The 17,985-nt window shown below is 45.8% G+C and carries 15 protein-coding genes; 6 read left to right on the top strand and 9 right to left on the bottom strand.

Annotation, left to right across the window (positions count from 1 at the left end; translation table 11 throughout):
• Positions 1-21 precede the first annotated feature (21 nt).
• Entirely contained in the window at positions 22-354 is a 333-nt protein-coding gene (locus HCJ96_RS03470) for a GIY-YIG nuclease family protein (protein ID WP_343034643.1), read from the top strand.
• Here HCJ96_RS03470 and HCJ96_RS03475 read toward each other — a convergent pair.
• Entirely contained in the window at positions 346-1,257 is a 912-nt protein-coding gene (locus HCJ96_RS03475; protein ID WP_169209657.1) for a DUF350 domain-containing protein, read from the bottom strand. The genes HCJ96_RS03470 and HCJ96_RS03475 overlap by 9 nt on opposite strands.
• A gap of 128 nt (positions 1,258-1,385) precedes the next feature.
• On the opposite strand from HCJ96_RS03475, the gene glnE reads away from it, so the two are divergent.
• The gene (gene glnE / locus HCJ96_RS03480; RefSeq protein ID WP_246261107.1) at positions 1,386-4,247 is read left to right on the top strand and encodes a bifunctional [glutamate--ammonia ligase]-adenylyl-L-tyrosine phosphorylase/[glutamate--ammonia-ligase] adenylyltransferase; all 2,862 of its coding nucleotides are present in this window, start codon (positions 1,386-1,388) and stop codon (positions 4,245-4,247) included.
• A gap of 39 nt (positions 4,248-4,286) precedes the next feature.
• On the opposite strand, the gene HCJ96_RS03485 is transcribed toward glnE, so the two are convergent.
• The 7 genes from HCJ96_RS03485 to HCJ96_RS03515 form a co-directional block, all read right to left on the bottom strand.
• Positions 4,287-4,907, bottom strand: coding sequence for a toxin co-regulated pilus biosynthesis Q family protein (locus tag HCJ96_RS03485; protein WP_169209659.1), 621 nt, complete (start codon positions 4,905-4,907; stop codon positions 4,287-4,289).
• 78 nt (positions 4,908-4,985) lie between these two features.
• Positions 4,986-5,912, bottom strand: a complete 927-nt coding sequence (gene lpxL / locus HCJ96_RS03490; protein WP_169209911.1) for an LpxL/LpxP family Kdo(2)-lipid IV(A) lauroyl/palmitoleoyl acyltransferase — start codon at positions 5,910-5,912, stop codon at positions 4,986-4,988.
• Between the two features lie 99 nt (positions 5,913-6,011).
• Entirely contained in the window at positions 6,012-6,269 is a 258-nt protein-coding gene (locus tag HCJ96_RS03495; protein ID WP_169209660.1) for a DUF3081 domain-containing protein, read from the bottom strand.
• Between the two features lie 63 nt (positions 6,270-6,332).
• A complete protein-coding gene (locus HCJ96_RS03500; protein WP_169209661.1) occupies positions 6,333-6,890 on the bottom strand; it encodes an outer membrane beta-barrel protein in 558 nt (185 codons plus the stop codon).
• Positions 6,891-6,911: 21 nt separating this feature from the next.
• Complete coding sequence (locus HCJ96_RS03505) at positions 6,912-8,105, bottom strand: hypothetical protein (protein ID WP_343034644.1); 1,194 nt, start codon at positions 8,103-8,105, stop codon at positions 6,912-6,914.
• Positions 8,106-8,109: 4 nt separating this feature from the next.
• The gene (locus tag HCJ96_RS03510) at positions 8,110-8,916 is read right to left on the bottom strand and encodes an outer membrane lipoprotein-sorting protein (protein ID WP_169209662.1); all 807 of its coding nucleotides are present in this window, start codon (positions 8,914-8,916) and stop codon (positions 8,110-8,112) included.
• On the bottom strand, positions 8,891-11,209 hold the full coding sequence (locus HCJ96_RS03515; RefSeq protein ID WP_169209663.1) for an efflux RND transporter permease subunit: 2,319 nt from the start codon (positions 11,207-11,209) through the stop codon (positions 8,891-8,893). The genes HCJ96_RS03510 and HCJ96_RS03515 overlap by 26 nt, the downstream gene beginning before the upstream one ends.
• A 228-nt stretch (positions 11,210-11,437) precedes the next feature.
• Here HCJ96_RS03515 and HCJ96_RS03520 point away from each other — a divergent pair, with 228 nt between their 5' ends.
• The 4 genes from HCJ96_RS03520 (at position 11,438) to HCJ96_RS03535 (ending at position 17,309) form a co-directional block, all read left to right on the top strand.
• The gene (locus tag HCJ96_RS03520; RefSeq protein ID WP_169209664.1) at positions 11,438-13,690 is read left to right on the top strand and encodes an acyl-CoA dehydrogenase; all 2,253 of its coding nucleotides are present in this window, start codon (positions 11,438-11,440) and stop codon (positions 13,688-13,690) included.
• A 353-nt stretch (positions 13,691-14,043) separates the two neighbouring features.
• Entirely contained in the window at positions 14,044-16,011 is a 1,968-nt protein-coding gene (locus HCJ96_RS03525) for a putative bifunctional diguanylate cyclase/phosphodiesterase (protein ID WP_343034645.1), read from the top strand.
• Between the two features lie 7 nt (positions 16,012-16,018).
• The gene (locus tag HCJ96_RS03530; protein ID WP_169209665.1) at positions 16,019-16,609 is read left to right on the top strand and encodes a thymidine kinase; all 591 of its coding nucleotides are present in this window, start codon (positions 16,019-16,021) and stop codon (positions 16,607-16,609) included.
• A 208-nt stretch (positions 16,610-16,817) separates the two neighbouring features.
• Positions 16,818-17,309, top strand: a complete 492-nt coding sequence (locus HCJ96_RS03535) for a GAF domain-containing protein (RefSeq protein ID WP_169209666.1) — start codon at positions 16,818-16,820, stop codon at positions 17,307-17,309.
• A gap of 20 nt (positions 17,310-17,329) precedes the next feature.
• Here HCJ96_RS03535 and upp read toward each other — a convergent pair whose 3' ends face one another.
• The gene (gene upp / locus HCJ96_RS03540) at positions 17,330-17,959 is read right to left on the bottom strand and encodes a uracil phosphoribosyltransferase (RefSeq protein WP_169209667.1); all 630 of its coding nucleotides are present in this window, start codon (positions 17,957-17,959) and stop codon (positions 17,330-17,332) included.
• Between the last annotated feature and the right edge of the window lie 26 nt (positions 17,960-17,985).

Raw genomic sequence — 17,985 nt, forward strand, 5'->3', positions numbered from 1 at the left:
ATAGTGATCAGTAGTATAACAGTGGAACCGACCGTTGAGGACTCACAAACAGCAATCTGGTACGTTTATCTGATTGAAACTCAGTGTGGCTTGCTTTATACCGGCTCAACCACTGCCCCCAGGCGTCGGTTCCGGCAACATAGTGGTGAATTACGTGGCGGAGCAAAATTCTTAAAGGCGCATAAACCGCGCGAATTCAAGGCGGTGTTTAAAGTCTCAGACAAATCTGCCGCCCTGAAACTTGAATGGAAAATAAAACGCCTTTCACGGCCCCAAAAGTTGAATCTTATCGCTTCACATTGTATTGACGACATCCAGTTAACCTGTGCCTTACGCGAATTATCCTTACCCTAAGAAGCTCAGCACGCCGTTAACAATCAATGCGATACCGATACTTAACGTCATCGCGACACACGCCACACCAACGTTGTGTTGATGGTCTATTTCCTGGCGATGATCCATTCCGAATAAAATCATTTGCTTGCTTAAACTAACCAGCAACATTAAAGAAACCGTTAACACTACCGAAACGGCGAGCCAGCCTGAAACATTGCTGACATACCCTTCAGGGTCGTACTTTAATAGACTTCCAGCAGAGGCAACGATGGTGGCTGTCCCTAACAAGTTTCCGGAATGCTCTATTGCTAATGCCAACTGGCCCTTTCGTAATGCGCCCTGAAAAGAGTCGTTCTGGTTTCCCTTGGCGTATTTTTTTTCAATCAAGCGGGTCAGCACTAACAGCACGGCCAATACCACCAAAAAGCCTGTAGTGATAGCGATTATGGCGTTAGCGTCGCTTCCATCTACCCAAATCATCATACTGCGCAAAATTATTGCGCTGGCAATCAAGCTTGAGGCATCAATCAATGCCACACTAACGCTTCTATCCGAAATCATAGCCTGACTGTCGATCCGATCCAGCACCAGTTTATCGTGAGCAAAGCGGCCGAACTTGACCAAAATTATTCCGACCAGACCAAAGGTTACCATACCCAAAGCGGCTTCCTCATAGCCCATCCCCACATGTCTTCCAACCACTGAGCTTAACACGATACAGAGGGAGAGCATGCCCCCGGCAATACTGATACCAAATGCAAAGTTGTCTTTAACACCCAGTTCTTCGGTGACGGTACTCTTTTTAAACGCACCCGCCATCAGTTTGAGCAGTAATAGCAGTATGAGCGCGAGTCCCAGATCAATGACCAGATACACCCACAGATCAGAAGGCAGATCAACCATCTTTACCAGTGTTTCCATTCGCCACGTACCTTTATTGATTATTTAAAAATAAATTGCATTCGCGTATTGTCATCGACTGACGTAAGCCGTTAATGTTAGCGATATTCATGTTAACTTAAACAATTGATTTCTCCAGCATGCATACGATGAGCGAACATTACAAGTTTATTCAAGCACGTAGCGAACATTTCTTTGGTGAAATTGAAGGTCGCTTAGCCGATCTGAGCAAAGCAGAGCGCGACAAACTGACCACCCTGGTCGGTTACAGTGACTTCGTTTCACGTCATTTAGCGCGACACCCAGAGTGGATAAAAGAGGTACTATCCGCGACCATTCACATCAAAGAAAATTACGCTGAGTTGCTGAATGAACAGCTTGCGGAGGTGAATACAACTGAGCAGCTATATCAGCAGTTGCGTACTTTCAGGCATCTCCACATGCTGTGTATTTGTGCACGAGACCTGCTGAATACGCAGGATATCGAACACTCGCTACAACAGGTATCCTGTCTTGCCGATGCGTTAATTTTAGGCGCGTACAATTGGTTGTACCGGTATTTCTGTGAGAAACATGGTACGCCCGAGGGTGAGCATGGCCCACAGCCATTAATTATACACGCCATGGGGAAGCTGGGTGGTAAAGAACTGAATTTCTCTTCTGATATCGATCTGATCTTTACCTTTCCCGCCAAAGGCACGACACAAGGTGCGAAAAAGACATTGGAACATCAGCAATTCTTTATCCGTCTTGCCCAGCAACTCATTGCCGCTTTAAATAAAATAACCGATGAAGGGCAGGTTTTCAGGGTAGATATGCGCCTTCGTCCATTTGGCGACAGCGGACCGTTAGCTATGCATTTCGCGGCGTTTGAAGACTATTATCAGGATCAGGGGCGCCATTGGGAGCGTTTTGCGATGCTTAAGGCGCGTATTTTAAATCCCCCCTCCCCCTATACCGAACAGCTTGAGGCTATTCTTAAACCCTTTGTCTTCAGACGCTACCTGGATTTCACCACCCTTGATGCATTACGTGACATGAAGCAGCTTATCGCCAGAGAAATCAGGCGCAGGCAGCTTGCTGACAATATCAAACTTGGTGCGGGAGGAATTCGTGAAGTCGAATTTTTCGCCCAGAGTTTTCAGCTCATTCATGGCGGACGCGAACCGGCCTTACAGTGCAAAAGCCTTAAGCGCGCTCTATTTGCTTTGGTAGATTTGGATATTGTTGAAGAAGAGGTCATCGAAACACTTTATACCAATTATTTATGGCTGAGAAAAACTGAGCATACCCTCCAACAGCTCGATGACCAGCAAACCCAGACATTACCTGAAAAAGAATGGCAACGCTATGTGGTGAGTCAGGTGATGCAAGTAGAGAATATTGAGGCATTCGAACAGGTACTGGCAAATGTGATGGCGAATGTGCATAGCCAGTTTAATGAGTTAGTAGAAGAAGCTCACGAGTCGCACAGTGAAGACGATTCACTGTTTAAGAAGTGCCGCGACTGTTGGCGGATGCCGTTGGAACTGCACGAATTTTGCGAGCTGTTTAGCGATCATTTAACCCAGAAAGAATGCCAGGGTATTCATCAGCAGCTAGAAGAGTTCAGTCAACAGATGCGAGGTTTCCGCCTGGGTCAGCGCGGCGAAGACACATTGAAAAAGTTGATGCCGGAGGTCCTTTATGTACTGATCGAGCAGCACCCACAGCGTTCAGATAAGGTGTTAAGCGCCGTGCTGCAAGTAGTTAATGCAATTTTGGGGCGCACCACCTATTTGGATCTACTCTTAGAAAACCCCGATGTGTTGAAGCAGCTGGTGTCCCTGTGTTCCCGCAGTGACTGGATAGCCAACCAAATCAAGCGGTTTCCGCTACTGCTTGACGAGTTGCTTTCGCCGGTTTATTTGCAAAAGCAGTGTGTTAGTCTCGACGATACCCGGGCTGAGCATGCCGATGAATTGCGCCAGCACCTGCTTAGAATCGATCCGGAAGACATTGAACAATGGATGGAAGCAATCAGGCAATTTAAGCTTTGTCAGCAATTACGCATTGCTGCCAGTGATATCAGCGGCTCCCTGCCCATATCAAACGTCAGTAATAAATTAACCGTGTTAGCTGAAGTCAGTATCAGTACGGTTTTCCAGCAAGCCTGGCGACAAATAACGGCGAAATACGGCAAGCCAGAGCATTTGAAAGATCAAGAGACGGGTTTTGCGATTATCGGTTATGGCAAATTGGGCGGTTACGAATTGGGTTATGGGTCTGATCTTGACTTGGTTTTTCTGCATGATGCGCCTCAACAAACTCACACCACCGGTGCTAAAAAAATTGGTACCACTCAGTTCTACATAAAACTAGCACAAAGGATTATGCATTATCTGACTACCTCTACTTTATTTGGCCGACTGTACGAAACCGATCTACGCTTACGCCCCTCTGGTGACGCAGGGCTAATGAGCTGTCATATAGACGGTTTTGCCAGCTATCAGCAAAATGACGCGTGGACGTGGGAACATCAGGCACTGGTAAGAGCCCGAGTCGTATGGGGTGGTAAAATGTTATCCGAGCGGTTCAATGCGGTCAGGCAAACCACCCTGGAAAAACGCAGACCAACCGAAGAGCTTAGAATGGAAGTCGCCCAAATGCGGCAAAAAATGCGTGACCATCTGCTTAAAAAAGATGCTACACAAATTGATTTAAAGCAGTGCGAAGGCGGGATTGCCGATATAGAATTTTTGACTCAATTTTGGGTATTGGCACACAGCTGTGAATTCCCCAAACTGGCGCAATATACCGATAACCTGCGTATTCTGGATGCGATTGCGAAAGCCGAGGTTGTCGACAAGGAAATTACCAACTTGTTGAAATCTGCTTACCTCGCGCTGCGTGCGGAGTATCATCAGTTAACATTATCGGGGAATAAACTGGCTGACGATTCCGATGATCTGGCGGCAATTCGCAGAAAAGTTAGTGAAATATGGTCGAACGTCATGCAACCAACTACCTGACATCGACGCGTAACTACATACTTTGTCTGACAGGTTAAACTATGAACGCTTAACCTCGTTACATTCAGATTTTAAATATTTCGTCTTGTTTGCGGTTACCACTAACGACCGTTGATTAGGGCAGATATAGGTTTTCACCTGACCAGCAAAATTACTGTCGATGGCGGTGGCAATTTCAGACAGAGCTTTGACAATGGTGCCGTCAACCTGGAAGTGATGTTTAATTACAAAGTCCTGGTCAAGATCCCAGATAACTTGCATACCTTCCAGCTCAGCATAAGTAGAGATGGTTTCTCGAAGCGTGCTCCCCGCTTTAAAACTTCTAAGTTTATGTTCCCCCACCCATCGCTTATTCATCGGTTTAGTGTCGCTGGACATGCCCTGAAGTTGATTATCCAGGCTTTGTTCACCGTTAGATACTTCAATGACGAAATCACCATTGTCTTCTTTTATTCGCTCATCAGAAGACATGCGAAATTCACGATAAAAATCGCTGAGTCCTTCAGAAACACTTTTTTGTTTGGTTTCACCTTCCGGTACCGGCGCCGACTCATTTCTGGATTGTAATTGAATCAACACGACCGCGATAACGATCAACGCGATCGCCAGCCCTAAATGCTTCGCCCAAAACAGCGAACCGGAAAAGCCTGTTTGTGCCATAATTTTACACCGTAGTTTCTGCGTAACACCTTTAAACAGCAGCCTGTTCTAATTATATCGGCAGCAATATTCTGTTATTTAATAAAGTGACAATGCCTCTTCTTCTGGCCGCGTCTTAAACCGCTTATGCATCCATAAATAACTTTCTGGCTGCTCCTGAATAATCTTCAGGATATTCGCGTTTAACAAGGTTAACGCTTCAACGTCTTCCATTGCGGCCAGCTCAGGCATTGCTGGGTAAATTTTAACCTTATATCCATCATTTGTGTACTGTGAAGTAATTATCATTGGTACACATTGGGTGCGACGAATAAACATCAGCGTGGCCGTGGTGGTAGCCGTCTTTTCAACCCCGCCAAACGGAACGAAAATACTTTGCGAACGACCGTAATCCTGATCAGGTAAATACAAACACAGTTCACCGTCGTCCAGAGCATTTAATAACGCTTTGGCGTTGCGCTTATGAATCATATATTTATTTGACTGCGCACGCCCCCGATACTGCATGTAGTCTACCAGCGGGTTATTGTGTTTGCGGTAAAATGCGATAGCAGGCCAGGTGTAACCCAGTCCTCTGCACGCGAACTCAAGATTGACATTATGCAATGCCATACCAAAGACACCTTTGCCTTGCGCAAAGGCTTGTTCGATATGCTCAAACCCTTCCACGTGAAATGCGCGCTTCACGCGCCATGCCGGCCACCACCAGCCCATAGCGGTTTCAAATAGCGCCATTCCGGTGCGTTTTATGTTTTCCTGAACCAACTTTTCACGCTCATCTGCCGCCATGTGCGGAAAACAAAGCTCGATATTGCGTCTGGCTACCGCTGCACGCTTTGGTGCCACTTTGCACATCAACTTGCCTAATTGTGCGCCAAGCCATCGAATGGCGGGCAATGGCAACCAGGTGATGAGATATAGCACCGCTGAGCCCAGCCACACGGGCCAGAATTGAGGCAGTAAGAAGCGGGGCGAAAATTTTGGCGGCTTAATGGCAGCAGACAACGACACAATTCCTAGAAACTTTTTAGGTATTGTAACCGCTAAAGACAATGCATAGAAGTGTGACTGGTATTACCTGGGTGTAAATGCGTGCGAGTGACGTTAATATTCTTCGTCAATTTGTTTAAGTTTTTTCTCAAACTGTTCAAAATGTTCAGAAGATTCATAGTCAAAGTGATATTGGTTATGAAAACCAAACTGTAATTTTACCTTCGAATCTTCAACGAACAATGTATAGCCGTCCAGGTCGGTAAAAGCAGTAATGCCATTGAGGCGATACTTGTCGTCCTGTTTCTCACCGAATTGACGTATTTTTTCAAATACCTGCAACAGAAATTTAGGATCCAGCTCGTTTTTCATATTATCGTTCACATTCACTTCAAAGAGTTCTTAAGAAAGGTACTGACTAAACGGCGATATAGATTAGTTGAAGTTGTATCTGATACCTAAATTGACCACATTAGCTTTAAAGTCATTTTCACCACGTATATGCTCTAATTCAATCCGCACCATGGTTCTCAAGGTCAGGTGATAGTCAAAGCCCAGCGCTACCATGCCGCCTAACAGGCCTTCGTCATATTCACAAAGCCCTGACATAACTGAAACGTTTCCCAGCGTGCAGGTTGTCCCTTCAACGGGCTGATACCCTTTGACATCCAACTTCATCACACCCAGTTTGTAAAACAACTCGCCTACCTGATGACCCGCTTTACCCAATACGGCAAGATACATCGATGACGCTTTCATCGATGACTGCATTTCCTGTTCATCCACAAGTTGCCTAAACCCGGCCTCGGCATACCATTGGCGTTTGAACTGGTGCCCCAGCGCCAGCGAATAATTCACATTGTCTCGTCCCTGATGGTTAAATTTGACATCCGAATAGCCCGAGGCAACAAGTCCATACATCTTTTCTGTGGCAGAAGCACAGAATGAAAAGCACACGCAGAGTGCCCAGGTCGCAAATATTTTCTTCATCATTTTTATTATATTGCTTTAGGGTTAAAAGAAATGCTCTAACGACAACTGTATATGATCATCCCGTCTAAGGAAATAGAAGGTATCGGCCTCATCATCGGATGAAAAGAAATAGGCATCAATTTTCCAGCGCCAACTATCGGTAATTCTGCTTGATGCTTCGACAAACCCGCTGTAGGTTTGAAAATCATCCAAGTCCTGAACGTAACCGAACAAAAACTCTGTGCCATCAATGTCATTCCATACCCAACGAACGCCCGTCATTAAATCATTCTGACCGGTGGCAAAAAAGTTATCATCCCGTTCGTCATACTGATATTCCATCAAAAGACCTATATCGTACTGAGTGTCGAATACACCAACACTGGTTCGTTCAAACCCGGCGACTGCAGCGGTAAAATCTTCACTCTGACCAGTGCGGTAGATGCCTTCAAATTTAAGTAACCAGGCGCCCTGCACTTTAAGTAGATCCACTCCGAACTGCTCAATTTGAGCATAATACGGACGAATTTGAGCATTTCCGGTAGCATCAAAATCGGTGATCAGTTCAGGCTCACGGGAGGTACCGTCAAAATAAGAAAGCCCGACTTCCCACGGCCCAATGCTGTTGCGCCAGCGAAGTGCGTAATCCACATGAGACTGCTCATCATCAGACTCATATAACGCGTTATCTCCATCAATCGCAATCGGCGGACGCAAGCGCCCGTCCATGCCTGCAAACGTGCGTTCTCTGAAATAGGGTAATACAAACGCAGAAAGCGTTCCCCAGTCGCCGAATACATTAAAGTTAACCATGGGCTGGCCGAGCTTGTCTTCCCCATCAACGGCTTCAACTGAATCGGTCTGATTGATAATATCGACCAGATGCATAGATTCAGTCTGGCCCCAAAATACATGTCCTATACCCACCCGGGTTTCCCAGTTCTCGCTGGCATGCAACCACTGCAATTCGCGAATGTCGAAATGGGTTCTTTCTTCATCGTGCTGATCCACACGATAAAACGGCTTAAACAGTATACTGTCTGCCCTGTCGTTCCACTCGTGATAAAATTCAGGCTCAATGAACGCGGAAAGCTGTACACGTTCCTGTCCAGGATAGGCGGCATCCTGAAGGAAGTAGCGCGCATCGATACCTGCCTGTCCGCCAATATCCACTTCTGCAACGACAGTTTGATGGGCAAGCAGCGCGCCTGCACCTAGTATAATTTTCTTTATCACGGTTCTATCTAGCTCTTCTTAAACTGTTTTCGTCAAAGTCTGTGTCTTCCAAACCGGCGTCAAATTCTAGTTCGTGGGTAATGAGTTCGGTCGATTTCTGCGTTTGCACGTTATACATAAAGCTTTTTAATGGACGCCAGAACTCATCGTCAAACAGGGTGTAATCTTCAAATTCCAGGGTTTTCAACAAATCCCCTTTTTTATCAAAAAACTCTACCTTACGCACTCTGTAGTGTTCTTTGTCGATCCATACGATTTGTTTTGAGTAGCCCGAATAATCATCCTGTGGGACCTGTGAAATTACATAGACCTCATCCCCCTGATAAGTATCGTCGCGCAGGAAGTCGTAAGTAAATTTGTCTACTTCAAATGAGGTCATATCCTCAAACGCAAACTCACTCCCCATAAAAGGCCCAGACTTATTTTGTGATGCAATCCGTTTTACTCGCTTGAGCGCAGGCAAATAAATCCACTGCTCATCGGGCTCTTTGGAATGCGAAAAACTTAAAAACGCTGTGCCACTGACATCCCGCGGCGAATCGAAGATAGTCAATGCCTTATCACCATCCTCTTGCACCTCAAGTGTCTTCACACGCATTCTACGCTCTGACTCTTGTCCTTGCGCGTTACGTAATATCATTGACATATCAGCCAATGAATTATCCCACCCACGGTCGCTCTCTTTGCGCTCAGTGGCTATACGTAAACCTTCTTTTTCCGATTCTTCATCGGCATTTACAACCGGTGTTACCAGAATGGCACAGGTGATCAGGCTTCCTAACCACTTATGTTTGCTTGCTAATCTGATCATGCTCAGTTGCCCCTTTTCGTTTGCTCAACCACATCAAAAATGCGGGTAAAAACAGTAAATCTATCAGCAATGCAGCCACTATAATAATAACTGTCAATGCGCCCATGTCAGCGTTTAAGGCGAAACTCGATAACGTAAGCACGCCAAAACCTGCTGCCAATACAATTGTAGTGGTGGTCAATGCTAACCCCACGGTTCTGAATGCATAATGAACAGCCTGTTCAACGTTGCGTCCTTCCTCACGTGCAACCTGATATTTAGAAAGAAAATGAACCGTGTCGTCAACAATAATGCCCAGGGTCATACTCAATACGACTGATAGGGCCATGTTAATTTCACCCGACAACATCCCCCAAACGCCAAATCCTACGCCTGCAGGGACTAGGTTGGTTATCAAGCTCACACCGCCTAAAAACCAGGAGCGCAATGCAATTACGATCAATCCCGAAATTAACACCAACGCTAGTAACGTTCCGCCCACCATGCTTTTCATATTCCGTTCACCGATATGGGCGAACATTAGCGGAGGACTTGCGGCCTCCAGACGCAAATCTGGTGCCAATTCGGCGAACTTGGCTTTAGCACGCCGTTCAAAATCAGTAAATTCGTTACTTCCCAGGTTATCCAATACGGCAATAACGCGTAAAGCGGATTTATCGATATCTATTTGATTATTAAGATCCAGACCATAAGGTAACGACATTTCATACAGTAACAGGTATTGCGACGCCAATTCTTTGTTTTCAGGTAACGCGTAAAAAGCGGGCTGATCCGCATGCATGTTCATATTCAGCCGTTTCATGGTGTCAGAGAAACTTAAAACATGTTGCACTTCTGACTGCGCTTCTAACCACTCGGCAAATTGACCGATTTTGCTGAGAAATTCGGGATTTGTAATCCCATATTGCTCGTCAGTGTAGGCAACAAAATCCATATTCGACATCCCACCAAGGTAGTCTTTCTGAATGTTGACGGCTTGTCGGAAGGTGCTTGAATCATCAAAATAGTTAACCGCGACATCATTTAACTCATTTTTCGCAGAAAATAATGAGATGGCGATGAGTAACACAGCTGAAATGGGGAGTACCTTGCGATAGTTTTTCGTTACCCAATGCCCCAGTGCTTCGAACTTCTGCTGCTTTTGCGCCTCAGTTGACGAGCCTTTAAAAGGAAAAAGAGTTAGCAATGCAGGTAAAATGGTTAACGAAAACAAACATGCCAGCATCACGCCAACCGCAGTCATGTTACCCAAATCAGCTAAAATCGGCACCGCCGAAAAATTTAGCATCAAAAAACCAATGGCAGTGGTAACACTGGTAATAATGATTGGCTTTTTATTGATCAACAGACTTTTATGGATTGCATCCGCTTTGGACATTCCTGTATCCAAAAACAGACGCATACCTACAATGATGTGAATGCAATCTGCCACCGCCAATGTCGTTACCATCGTTGGCACATTGACGGTGGCCGTACTCAAAAATAACCCATACCAGCCGGCCAGCCCCATCGTAATAGCAATGGAGGTGGCCACAATAATCAACGTGGAAATCGCAGCGTACAAGGAACGCGTCAACACCCCAATCAATACCGTGATGATAAGGAACATCAATGGCACCAGTGTTTCCGCATCGTTTTGAGCCGCCACTGCAAACGCATCGTTCATTACCACCATACCGTTGAGGTAAATTTCGTGATCAGGGTACGCTTCCTCATACTTCTGCTCGAGAGTGCGGGCAAAATCGGCTATTTTGATCACTTCTTTGGTCTGATCACCATCAGGCAGTTGAACGGTGACATCAACCACGGTTACCTGACCTTGGTCAGAAACCAACCGGCCAGCGATCTCTGGCGCGGAAGCGACCACATCTTTTACCCAGTTGATGTGTTCAGCCCCGGTCTGACCCTGCCGAATCAGGTCGGTTACAATCATATCGTCCTGTTCTGCATAGGTATGTTGATAATTTGAAAGCGATTCGACCCGCAATGATAAGGGGATTTGCCATGCATCTTCGGTCAACGCCTGCGTCAATTCAAAGGTGGACGGCTGATACACATTGCCGTTTTCTGGCACGATTAAAAATGAGACATTCTCGCTCTTGTTGAAAATGTTTTGCATTTCTTCAAACGCGACCCGTTGAGGGTTGTCAGGTTCGAAGAAAACTTTGTAATCGCCCCGGAAATAAAGATTTTTCGCGCCGATCGTCGCCACAACGCAAACAATCAGAAATAAAGCCAATGCCATTTTGGGGGACTTGATAAACCATGCAATCCAGCTGGGAAGTGCTCGCATCAATAATAACCTGTGTTTTATAGATAAGAAAAAAGTTTGCGATTAAGTGTATGCCACACAAGCGCTTTTTTCGATACCCAAGTTGGAAAATGTAAATCAGATTATAGCGTGTTAAAAAACTTACGAAACGCCCAATTGAAAGATCCCCTTCGTTACTGAAAATTTGATCTTTGTTGAAATATATGTAGTATGAGTAGAAACAACTGGTCAGATGAGCGGATGAGTATTATGAGTATCAGAACTAGCTTGAAAAAAGTGTTGCCACCTATTTCGATTACCGAGCAAGAAGCCCTTGATGCGGGTGATGTTTGGATCGAGTCTTCAATCTATCGTGGCAAACCTGACATGCAGGCGCTTCGTTCCATTCCTCAGGCAAAATTAACCGCAGACGAACAGGCTTTTTTAGATGGCCCTGTTCAGCAATTGCTTGAAATGGTTGACGATTTCGAATTAAGCAATGACAAACATATCCCCCAGCACGTCTTGGATTTCCTGGGTGAAAACAGATTTTTTTCAATGATTATCCCGAAAAAATTCGGTGGTCTTGAATTCAGTCCTTATGCCAATTCAACCATTGTTGCGACCATTGCTGCAAAAAGTGGTGCTATTGCAGTTACCGTAATGGTGCCTAACTCTTTAGGCCCGGGCGAATTGCTAATGCACTACGGCACTGAGGAACAGCAAAACTATTGGTTACCCCGCTTAGCGGTGGGTAAAGATATTCCGTGTTTTGCTTTAACCAGTCCGGAAGCTGGTTCCGACGCGGGTGGAATTCCTGATGCGGCTATTGTCACCAAAGGTGAATTTAATGGCGAAGAAGTGTTGGGTTTATCCGTTAGCTGGGACAAACGCTACATCACACTAGCGCCCATCGCGACGGTTCTTGGCCTGGCATTTAAGGTGTACGATCCGGATCAACTATTAGGTGACAAACTTGAGCTGGGAATTACGTGTGCGCTATTGCCCAAGTCACATCCTGGTGTAGAGCTAGGTAACCGTCACGACCCTATGGGCGTGCGTTTCTATAACGGCACAACCCGTGGTGAAAACGTATTTATTCCAATGGACTTCATCATTGGCGGTCAGAAAAATATCGGGCGCGGCTGGCAAATGCTGGTAAGTTGCTTAGGTGCAGGCCGAGGTATTTCATTGCCAGCTATGGGCACCGCAACTGGTCATTCAGCCCTTAAAAGCACCGCAGAATACGCCTTTGTCCGTGAACAATTTGGTTTACCTATTGGCCGTTTTGAAGGCATTCAAGGTAAAGTGGCTGACATCGCAGGTAAAACCTTCTTGTTGGAAGCCATGCGTGTGCTTACCACTGAAGGCCTCGGTTTAGGCGTGAAGCCTGCTGTCGTTACCGCTATCGCCAAGTACCACATGACAGAACTTGCGCGTGATGTGATGAACTCAGCGATGGACATTCAGGCTGGTAAAGGAATTCAGCGTGGTCCGCAAAATACACTCGCCGGTGGGTATGCTGCATTACCTATTGCTATTACGGTTGAGGGTGCAAATATTTTGACTCGCAACCTGATGATTTTTGGTCAGGGGGCAATGCGTTGTCATCCTCACCTGAAAGAAATGGTCGATCTGATTCACAGTAATGATTCATCGGCAGACGCTGAGTTTAATAAAGTACTTAGAAAGACGGTTGGCTTCAGCGTTAAAAACGCGTTTAGAAGTATTGGCAAGAGCTACCTGCCATTTATCCGTGAAGCAGAATCCAGCCTGCCAGAAGTGCGCAAATACGAGAAACGTATGAACGCAATAGCGGCCAAGCTGGCTCCACTGGCTGATTTATCGCTACTTGTACTGGGCGGTGACTTGAAAAAAGCGGAATTGCTGTCTGCGCGTTTAGGTGACGTGATGAGCTACGTTTACGCCGCTATGGCATCTGTGCGCTTCTACGAGCAACGTATTGAAGATCGTAAGCTGGCCAAGCCATATTTTGATTACGCGATGCAGTGGTCATTACAACAAGCTGAACAAGCGTTAGTGGATTTCATCAACAACTTCCCGAATGCAGCAACCCGTGGATTGATGCGTGTGCTTACCAATACCTACTCGAATAGTGTCAGTGGCATCAGCGACGACTTACTGCGTGAGTTATCGCTGGCAGCAATGCAAGACAACAGCGTTAAAGCGCAGTTGACGCATTTGGTGCGTCCAATTCCTGGCGATGGCAATGACATCAACGAACAGGCATTTAAAGCCAAGCATGCTGTAGCGCACTTGCTGACCAAAGTTCAAAAGGCGTTACGCAAGGAACCTGTGGTGCCATTTGTTTCGCTTGAAAATGCGCTCAACAAGTTACAGGAAAAAGGCATTATTTCTTCGGCAGAGGCCACCTTGCTTCACGATTATAATGAGAAGCGAAAACTGGCCGTACGCGTTGATGAGTTCACCTTTGATATGGAGTTAGTCAACGCTGATGGCAATACAGCAGAAGCAGTATCGTCTACCAAAGATGCCGCATAACAGTTGAACTGCACCAAAAAAGGCAACCGCAAACGGTTGCCTTTTTTATGTCAGCAGTGACTACCAGACCTGAATGTTTATTGCAGAGATTGGGGTGCTGTTTACGCCCCTTTAGGCAGTCCATCACACCAGCTTAAGTTTTTTGCCTTAAAAACGGTCTCGACAATATGCTATTCATTCATTGCAGGTAATGCGCGTAAGCTTCCAACTTTGCAGATTTGTATTAGACTGTGTGACATAATTTTTGTAATGTATCTTCAATAATCGTGTTCCGAAAAATCAGGTAGGCAATTAACTTGGGTGCCAAGTCATTGTTATTCAACGAACCAGATCAGCAGTACAGTAGCTATGATGTGATATCTCTGCTTCATGGGAATATTGTTACTGGCCTTGTAATGACTGTGCTGGCCATGGGTTGTCTTGTTTTCGGGTTCGATAACCCAGAAATTTACTACCTTAAACTCAACTTCTGGTTTGCCTTACTGGTCATCGTGGTAATTCGGTTGGCCGACACATTGTACTGGCGGTTTTCGTTACAGGGGACCGAATACGATCCAGAAATTCCCTTATTGAGATTTGCAGCCGGTGCGGTGGCTAACATCGTTGTCTGGTCAGCTTACGTCAGCGTGCTTTACTATCATATGGGAACCATGGAAATTATGACCACTCTGGTTGTCATTTCTGCAATGGCCGGCGGCGCGGCAACCATTCTTGCCCCAAGTCGTTTGCTCGTCTCACTGTACTGTACATTGTTGATATTACCAGTTTCGATACTGGCACTGACCGACATGCGTTCTGAGTTTAATATTATCGGCTTTCTAGGGATCGCTTACTGGTTATTGCTGTTTAGCATCTCTCTTAAATCCAGCGCGTTCTTCACGCAAGCGATTGAAATTAAAAAAGTTAATGAGTCGCTAATTGGTCAGCTTAAAATGGAGCGTAATGAGGTGGCCAGAGCCAACGAAGCCCTGCGCATTACCAATGAAAAACTGGACGAGTCCAACTCGACGCTTGAAGAGCAGGTTTTAAAACGAACAGATGATATTCATCGATTATCCCATCGAGACCCGCTGACGGAGTTACTCAACCGTGCAGGCTTTACCCGTCACCTAGAGAGTATTTTGAAAACCACGCGCAAGCTTGAGAACAGCCTGGCAGTATTGTTTGTCGACTTAGATGGGTTCAAACAAGTTAATGACAGCCTCGGGCATCAGGTGGGTGACAAGGTATTAATTGAAGTGGCTGCGCGTCTGAAGCGCTTTTGTGAAACCGACCATCTTGCTCGCTGGGGGGGAGATGAATTTGTGATGGCGTTACCTTACGCCAATCGGGATACTGCCGTCGCGGTTGCACAGGCCGCCAGAAGCGGCATCACAATTCCAATTTTTGTGGAAGAGAATCAAATCATTCTGGACGCCACCATTGGTATTGCGACCTTCCCCGAGCATGGCGACTCTGCATCGATTCTAATTCAGGAAGCCGATGTAACCATGTATGAACAGAAGCGCATCCAGCCTGGTACAGTGGGTGTGTTTAATGCGCAATTATACGATGCGCTTAAAGAAGAGCAGGCGCTGCGAGAAGGATTACGCTATGCGATTAGTCGGCGTGAACTGTCGGTAGTCTACCAGCCAATCATTAATGGAGGGGATAACAGTGTGTGGGCAGCAGAGGCACTCTTGCGCTGGACCTTCAACGATGAGCCCATTCGACCCGACATTTTTATTCCTATAGCTGAAAAAATCGGCCTGATCCATGAAATTGGCGACTGGGTGCTCAATCGAGCATGTATTGATGCCGCTCAATGGAGTTTTGGAAAAGAAGTGGCCGTTTCGGTGAATGTTTCAGTCATACAATTAATGGATGATAATTTTATCGGCGCGCTTGATCGAGCACTAAAAAGCGCTGGTCTCGCCCCTGAAAAACTGCATCTGGAGATCACCGAGTCTGTTTTTGCCGATAATCGGGAGAAAGTGCAGATGCAAGTCAATTCGATTAAATCCCGTAATGTACAGATTTCAATTGATGACTTTGGCACCGGTTTTTCTTCATTAAGCCAATTGCAGACGCTTGACTTCGACCACATCAAAATTGATCGTGCGTTTGTACAGAATTTAGAAGAAGGCAGTGATACTATTATTCGCGCGACCCTGCTGATTGCCAAAGAGTTTGGCTACAAAACAATCGGTGAAGGGATTGAAACATTAGATCATGCGGAACGCCTGACGCGCATGGGAGTCGATTTTTTGCAAGGTTACTACTATGCCCGCCCCCTGCCCGTACGTGAACTAGCCACGTGGTTTGAACAACACCAACAATAAAAAAGACATGGCACAATTATACTTTTATTACTCTGCGATGAACGCAGGCAAATCAACCTCTTTACTTCAGTCTGCGTATAATTATCGCGAGCGTGGCATGCACGCGGTTATCTTTACTGCCGCCATCGATAATCGATATGAGGTAGGTAAAGTCACCTCAAGAATAGGTTTGCAAGCTGAAGCTCAGCTTTTTCAAGAAGCGGATAACCTGCATCAACGGGTAGTGGCGCTACAGCACGAAAGGCCACTCGACTGTATTTTTATCGATGAAGCCCAGTTTTTAACCAAACAGCAAGTCATGCAATTGGTTGAAATCGTAGATGAATTGGATATCCCTGTGCTCGCATACGGCCTTCGTACCGATTTTCTGGGTGAAACCTTTGTAGGCAGCCATTACCTGTTAGCCTGGGCTGACAAGTTATTTGAGCTAAAAACCGTTTGTCATTGCGGCCGAAAAGCGAGTTTTGTGGTGCGACTTGATGAAGAGGGCAACGCGGTTACTGCTGGAGATCAAGTCGTCATTGGTGGCAACGATCGCTATGAATCGATGTGTCGAAAGCATTTCAAGGAATTGGTTTGGGGTGATCTAAGCCAGTGATTCTTTCAACGACGTCCGTTCTTAGAATCTGTTCAATGCAATTCAGTTGCTGCCCTTTTAACGAAATAACTTTCGGCTAGATTAAACAGTTTCTATTGAATATACCAATTGTACGAGGTTTGTTTAGCTTCAACCTTTTATTCAGGAGACTTGCGAAACTAATCAAGGCCACGTACCTTTATAATTCAATTATAAAAGTAGAAAACTCATGGCTGATTATGACCCGTTAACCGACTTAACCATAAAACTAAGTCGACAGGCGTTAAGTGATGAGAAAAAGTACAGAGAAATATGCAATTGTGTCAGACGCGTAATTGGGGATGCCAACCGGGTCAGCTTGTGGCAGTTTAACGAGCGCCGAGACGAAATTTACTGTTTATGTCTGTTGGAAGATGGCAGTTTTTCCGCTGACATTGACTTAGTACTGGCCCAAACTACCTGTGCCGATTATTTTGAAGCGATATTGCGCAAAGAGGTGGTTATTGCCCCGGTCGCGCGGGAACACCCTCACACCTATTGCTTTACCGAAGACTATTTCGAACCGAATAATATCTATTCCCTTCTGGACTATATTTTCCATCAGGATTTTAAACCTATTGGCATCATCTGTTGTGAGGGCACTACAGGGCCTGTGTCGTGGACTGAACGTGATATATCCATGCTAAAAAGAATTGCAAATATCACGTCGATGTTTTTCTAAATAAACCGAGATAGAAGTGGTTAGCGGGTTCCGAAAAGTTTATCACCGGCATCACCCAGGCCAGGAATTATGTAGCCTTTTTCATTCAGACGCTCATCAATTGATGCGGTAAATATGTCCACATCAGGATGCCTTGAGGTGACCGCTTCAATGCCCTCAGGGGCGGCAACCAAAAACAGCCCCATGATATGTTTGCACCCCTTCGACTTAAGCAGATCCACCGTTGCATTGAACGTACCACCGGTGGCCAACATTGGATCAACGATTAACGCTACACGTTCTTCAATTTGTGCAGCCACTTTGTCGAAATAAGGCACGGGCTGTAATGTCTCTTCATCGCGGTAAAGGCCTACGACACTGATTTTAGCATTAGGGATAAGGTCAACCACACCATCAAGCATCCCTAAACCTGCGCGTAAAATGGGAACAATGGTTATTTTTTTACCTTTGATACGTTGTACTTCAATGTCTTCGCCTGTCCAGCCGCTGATCGTCACCTTTTCAGTGGACAGCTCGCGCGTCGCCTCATAAGTGAGTAAATTTCCTATCTCACTGGTTAGCTCCCGAAAGTCTTTAGTACTGACGTTGGCTTCACGGAGTAGCCCCAGTTTATGTTGCACCAAGGGGTGCTTAATTTGATATACAGACATTATGCTGACCTGAACTCGATTAATCT

Origin of the sequence: Alteromonas ponticola, assembly GCF_012911815.1 — a bacterium.
In the GTDB taxonomy this organism is placed as follows: Bacteria; Pseudomonadota; Gammaproteobacteria; order Enterobacterales; family Alteromonadaceae; genus Alteromonas; species Alteromonas ponticola.

Bases quoted from the DNA above. Each gene is read 5' to 3' on its own strand.
- HCJ96_RS03475 (WP_169209657.1), bottom strand. From the start codon at position 1,257: ATGGAAACACTGGTAAAGATGGTTGATCTGCCTTCTGATCTGTGGGTG.
- glnE (WP_246261107.1), top strand. From the start codon at position 1,386: ATGAGCGAACATTACAAGTTTATTCAAGCACGTAGCGAACATTTCTTT.
- HCJ96_RS03485 (WP_169209659.1), bottom strand. From the start codon at position 4,907: ATGGCACAAACAGGCTTTTCCGGTTCGCTGTTTTGGGCGAAGCATTTA.
- HCJ96_RS03495 (WP_169209660.1), bottom strand. From the start codon at position 6,269: ATGAAAAACGAGCTGGATCCTAAATTTCTGTTGCAGGTATTTGAAAAA.
- HCJ96_RS03500 (WP_169209661.1), bottom strand. From the start codon at position 6,890: ATGATGAAGAAAATATTTGCGACCTGGGCACTCTGCGTGTGCTTTTCA.
- HCJ96_RS03510 (WP_169209662.1), bottom strand. From the start codon at position 8,916: ATGATCAGATTAGCAAGCAAACATAAGTGGTTAGGAAGCCTGATCACC.
- HCJ96_RS03515 (WP_169209663.1), bottom strand. From the start codon at position 11,209: ATGCGAGCACTTCCCAGCTGGATTGCATGGTTTATCAAGTCCCCCAAA.
- HCJ96_RS03520 (WP_169209664.1), top strand. From the start codon at position 11,438: ATGAGTATCAGAACTAGCTTGAAAAAAGTGTTGCCACCTATTTCGATT.
- HCJ96_RS03530 (WP_169209665.1), top strand. From the start codon at position 16,019: ATGGCACAATTATACTTTTATTACTCTGCGATGAACGCAGGCAAATCA.
- HCJ96_RS03535 (WP_169209666.1), top strand. From the start codon at position 16,818: ATGGCTGATTATGACCCGTTAACCGACTTAACCATAAAACTAAGTCGA.
- upp (WP_169209667.1), bottom strand. From the start codon at position 17,959: ATGTCTGTATATCAAATTAAGCACCCCTTGGTGCAACATAAACTGGGG.